Raw genomic sequence first — 4,798 nt, 5'->3', positions numbered from 1 at the left:
ACAGTCACCGACACGAAAGCCTATGTCGGCCTACGATAGAGCGGCACAGTTCTCATCCTTCAATGCTCTTGAAGGCTATGAGGATATGGTCGGCGAGGAGGCCAGAGAGGTCGGACAGATGGAAACGCTGACAGAATCCGAGATGGAAGTGCTGAATCAGAAGATAAATCTCATAGCTGATGTACTAGAGGACGGACATTATCCAGTATTGAAGTTCACATACTTCCTGAATGACAGTATGAAGCAGGGCGGCTCCTATGTTACGATGACCGAGAGGGTAAGGAAGATAGATGTTGTCGGACGGAAGATTCAGCTGTTTAGGACTGTAGGAGCAAGCAAAAGCTATATGGAACTTGAGATGGACAAAATCAAGGATATATCTGGTGATTTGGTGGATTTTATAGAATAAGCCAAATACAATTGTAATCAGTTATAACCAGCATAATTTAGCTATACAAATTGGCTATTCGCCGCCAATACTACTGTAAGTATAATATCGTGTTCTGAACAAGTTTTTTCAAGCGCACAATGTGATTTACATGCTATCACATTGTGCGTTTTTTTGTATAAAGCAGTTCCGAAGTCCGTAAAATTGTACTCTGCACCGGTTGACAAAATTCATCTGCTGTGATATAATAGATTATGTATAAAAACACGATGGAGGTGAGCCTATGGCTGACATGAAAGTGCAGAAAATCAAATTGTTAAAAATTTGGGAGATACTGAACTGGAAGTCTGATGAGCAACACCCGCTCAGTACTCAGGATATCATTGTGGAGCTGAGTAAGCTTGGCATCAAATGTGATAGGCGCACCATTTATGGAGACATAGATGCGATGCAGAGTAATGGCTACTCTATTCTTAATCGCCGTCGTGGGCATGACATGGTTTATTGGGTTCAGGAACGAAAATTTGATTTGCCTGAATTGAAAATAATCATGGACGCAATACAGAACTCAAAGTTCATACCCAAAGATAAAACAGAAGAGCTTCTAAATAAGATTGCCTCCCTCGGAGGAAGTGAATCAACGCACTTATTGAAGAGAAACGCCGTCAGTTTTAATGTGGTAAAGCATTCAAATGCTGATATTTATAGAATCACAGAATGTCTTGAACGAGCTATTGAATGCGAGCATCGTGTAACATTTCGATATTTTGATTTGAATGCTTCAGGCGAGCGAGTTTATCGTCATGATAATCAGCTTTACAAAGAAGAACCGCTTGCCATGATTTGTGATGACGGCAATTATTATCTGATGTGTTATCATCCGGAGCCTGAGTACGAAAACAATGTAAAAGTGTTCAGGGTTGACCGGATAGCTGATATTTCTGAAACAGACGAGAGTGTTTCCAAAGATGCGAAGAAGGCTTCAAAAGCCATTACTAATTATCCAAAACAGGTCTTTAAAATGTATGGCGGTAAGATTCAGAAAGTTCGTCTTTCCTTTGATGAGAGTCTTATCGGTGTAATGTTTAATAAGTTTGGAGAGGAAATCAGCATTAGAAAGTCCGGCGCTAGGTTTACAGCATCTGTAGAAGTTCAGATCAGTCCCACTTTCTGGGGGTGGCTTACACAGTTTCCTAATCAGATGGAGATTGTATCTCCAGTTGATGTGAAGGAAGCATATACGACTTGGGTACGTTCTGCGATAAAACAGGAAGAATAAGAAGATTGGTGGTGAAAAATAATGTGGTGTGAAAACTGTCAGCATGAAACACACTTAGATGTTTGTGAACTGTGCGGAAGTAAAACAGAAGCAGTTGTTCCGACGGATGTATTCTGGTGTGCTGAATGCAAAACACCGATTATTCGTAACCGAAATGATGCAGATAAAGAACGATGCCCACTTTGTAATGGCAAGGCAAAGTACCTTGCGGCAGATATTCGTGTTGTTTTTCCAGAAGAACGGTTATTATTAGAGCTTATGCTTGATAAGCCGTTAGCATACAAGGACTGCTCCGTATGGGCGAATAATAGTCGTTATTATATTGATGGCAAATCCGTTTCATTGACATCAAAGATGTATTCAAAACATACTCCTGAATACTTATTATTAAAGTTGCAGGAATACCACGATCAGAATCAATATGATGTTTTCAACCAGTTTATAGAACGCTTTATACGCGCCAACTCCACTCGCTTTTACGAGATCGTAAACGAGGCTCATCAGTTCATACAGGAACAGGCTTCTAAATTTCCAATAGAGAACATAGTTCTTTCGTTTTCTGGAGGAAAGGATTCAACAGTAACTGCTGACTTAGTCACCAAAGCATTGCAAAATCCGAGCCTTGTTCATATATTCGGAAACACAACATTAGAGTTCCCGTTGACAATAGAATATGCAAATCGTTTTCGAGATAATCATCCTCTAGCGATTTTCAAGACCGCCAAGAATAATGAGCAAGACTTCATGTCGGTATGTGAGGATATAGGACCACCTGCTAGAATGATGCGCTGGTGCTGTTCAATGTTTAAAACTGGACCAATTACTCGTGTCCTAACAAGATATTACAGAGACACTAAAATTCTGACTTTTTACGGTATTCGGCGAGATGAATCAACGGCTCGAAGTAAGTATAATCGAGTTGAGGACGATGCGGAGTCAGTTAAAATTCAGAAACAGACCGTAGCAACCCCAATTTTTTATTGGAAAGATATTGATATCTGGCTGTACATTTTAACAGAGCAGATTGATTTCAATGAAGCGTATCGTCTCGGGTATGACCGCGTTGGATGCTGGTGCTGCCCAAATAATAATTTAAGAGCGCAATTCCTGTCCTCGATATATATGCCCGAGAAGTATAAGCGGTGGCGAGACTTTCTCATTCAGTTTGCCGTTCGAATCGGAAAACCCGACCCTGAAGTGTATGTCGATACTGGCAAATGGAAAGCAAGGCAAGGCGGAAATGGAGTCAAGGCAGCAGAAGATGTCAAGATACGGTTCACGAACTGTACTTCGGAAGAGCATGCTAAAATATATCGACTCAACAGACCGATGGATGATGAATTCTTGAACATGCTGACTCCTTTCGGCATTGTATCAAAAGAATTAGGACGCAAACTTGTTCACGAGGTCATAGTTCTTGATGCTCGTACAAATGTGCCGATTCTCTCCGTACAGCCTTTTCAGCAAGCGGACTATGAATTTTCAGTCAAAGTAAAAACGATGAATGTTGCAAGTCATGATGATTTGCAGCGAATGGTCGGTTATCAGGTAAGAAAATTCAATGCCTGCAGGAAGTGCTTGAAATGCGAATCTCTTTGCAGATTCGGGGCAATCTCCATTATTGGGGATTCTTATCACATTGACGAAACAAAATGCAAACGCTGTAAGATGTGTGTGACCGCAAAGTATCTTGATGGCGGATGCATGATGGATAAATACTTAAAAACCAAAGAAGGATCGAAGAAATGAAATTCAGAGCGCATGATACTTTTGCCATTCGTAAAGGTTGGCTGAATAAGGGGCTTCGTAATATTGAAAATGCTCCGGATGTTTTTATTAGCAAAGAAAAAAACCCAATGGATGTTCTTGGCATTGGTGCGAATATGGTGAAATCACTGCGTTACTGGCTCCAAGCAACTGGATTAACAGTAGAACCCAATTCAGGAAAGCGAAAACAATCTCTTACATCGATTGGCGAAATCATATATAACAACGATCCTTATTTTGAAGAAACGGGCTCTCTTTGGCTTGTTCACTATGGGCTCGCTACAAATTTTGAAGATGCCACTTCATGGTATCTTTTCTTTAATGAGTTCCAAATGCAGGAGTTTTCGGAAGACGATTTTTATAAATCACTTAGAAAGTTCATTACTATGCAGGACAGTGAAACCATGCCTAGTTCTAGAGCAATCAGTGATGATTTTAAATGTATTATTAACACCTATTATCCGGGTAAAAGGAACTCTAGTGATGATATTGATCCAGAGAATAATATCGAATGTCCATTGACTGAACTCGGACTAATCAGTTATGTTACAACAACACAAGGAAATCGTATTTATAGGAAATGCACACCCAAAAACGAGAATATTCCTGATTTAATCGCTTTATATGCGATTCTCAAGCAAATTGGTGAGCAGAAGGAAGTAAAGATCTCAGTCCTTCAAAATTCAACTAACAGTATTGGGAAAATCTTTTTGCTCGACACGCTTAGTCTGCTGCACATCCTTTATCAGCTTGAGGGTGCTGGATACATCAAGGTAGTGCGTACTGCCGGACTTGATGTAATTCGGATCTTGACTGATTTGACCCCAGAGGAATGTGTAAAACAATACTATAGTGAATTCTGCCGGTTTCCAGAATCATCCGGATATGCCCCAGAGGAATGTGTAAAACAATACTATAGTGAATTAAACGGAAACCAGAGGTAAAAGTATGCTGAAAGATATAATAAGTATAGCGTCAGGATTTCAATCATCTGTTAATATTGAATATGACTTTAATGATGAATCCAAGATCTCTGGATTTATTCCAACATCGTCAGCTTTGAGTGTGATCAACAGCATACTTGAAAATACAGATAATGGATGCATTGAACGAGCAAAAATATTGACCGGAGCATATGGAAGAGGCAAGTCACACATTGTGTTAGTTGCTCTTGCTGTACTCTACAACAAAGACGCGGATAAATTCAAAAAGCTTATCAAAAGGATTCGTAAACTCGACACCGAGAGTGCTCAGAGAATCGAAAACTACATATCCAGTAAAAAAAGGCTACTGCCTGTTATCATCAACGGAAACAGCGGCAATCTCTCACACTCGTTTTTACAGGCATTACAGCAGGCACTGCA

4 protein-coding genes and 1 pseudogene are annotated in these 4,798 nt (G+C 40.1%); all 5 read left to right on the top strand.

Going from position 1 to position 4,798, the window contains the following annotated elements; translation table 11 throughout:
* Positions 1-409: hypothetical protein (locus tag RUM_RS03305; protein ID WP_162094095.1), on the top strand; the 409-nt coding region annotated here is incomplete at its 5' end.
* Between the two features lie 262 nt (positions 410-671).
* Positions 672-1,667 carry a helix-turn-helix transcriptional regulator gene (locus RUM_RS03300; RefSeq protein WP_015557801.1) on the top strand — a complete coding sequence of 332 codons (996 nt, stop codon included), beginning with the start codon at positions 672-674 and terminating at the stop codon, positions 1,665-1,667.
* A gap of 21 nt (positions 1,668-1,688) precedes the next feature.
* Positions 1,689-3,416 carry a phosphoadenosine phosphosulfate reductase domain-containing protein gene (locus tag RUM_RS03295; RefSeq protein WP_041326234.1) on the top strand — a complete coding sequence of 576 codons (1,728 nt, stop codon included), beginning with the start codon at positions 1,689-1,691 and terminating at the stop codon, positions 3,414-3,416.
* A complete protein-coding gene (locus RUM_RS03290; RefSeq protein ID WP_015557798.1) occupies positions 3,413-4,378 on the top strand; it encodes a DUF4007 family protein in 966 nt (321 codons plus the stop codon). Before RUM_RS03295 ends, RUM_RS03290 begins: the two co-directional genes overlap by 4 nt.
* Before the next feature lie 4 nt (positions 4,379-4,382).
* Positions 4,383-4,798, top strand: a pseudogene (locus tag RUM_RS12820) (restriction endonuclease subunit S); the annotation flags it as partial.

The sequence above is a fragment of the Ruminococcus champanellensis 18P13 = JCM 17042 genome (genome assembly GCF_000210095.1).
GTDB lineage: Bacteria > Bacillota > Clostridia > Oscillospirales > Ruminococcaceae > Ruminococcus_F > Ruminococcus_F champanellensis.
This window is presented reverse-complemented; position numbering and strand designations above follow the sequence as displayed.

Bases quoted from the DNA above. Each gene is read 5' to 3' on its own strand.
- RUM_RS03300 (WP_015557801.1), top strand. From the start codon at position 672: ATGGCTGACATGAAAGTGCAGAAAATCAAATTGTTAAAAATTTGGGAG.
- RUM_RS03295 (WP_041326234.1), top strand. From the start codon at position 1,689: ATGTGGTGTGAAAACTGTCAGCATGAAACACACTTAGATGTTTGTGAA.
- RUM_RS03290 (WP_015557798.1), top strand. From the start codon at position 3,413: ATGAAATTCAGAGCGCATGATACTTTTGCCATTCGTAAAGGTTGGCTG.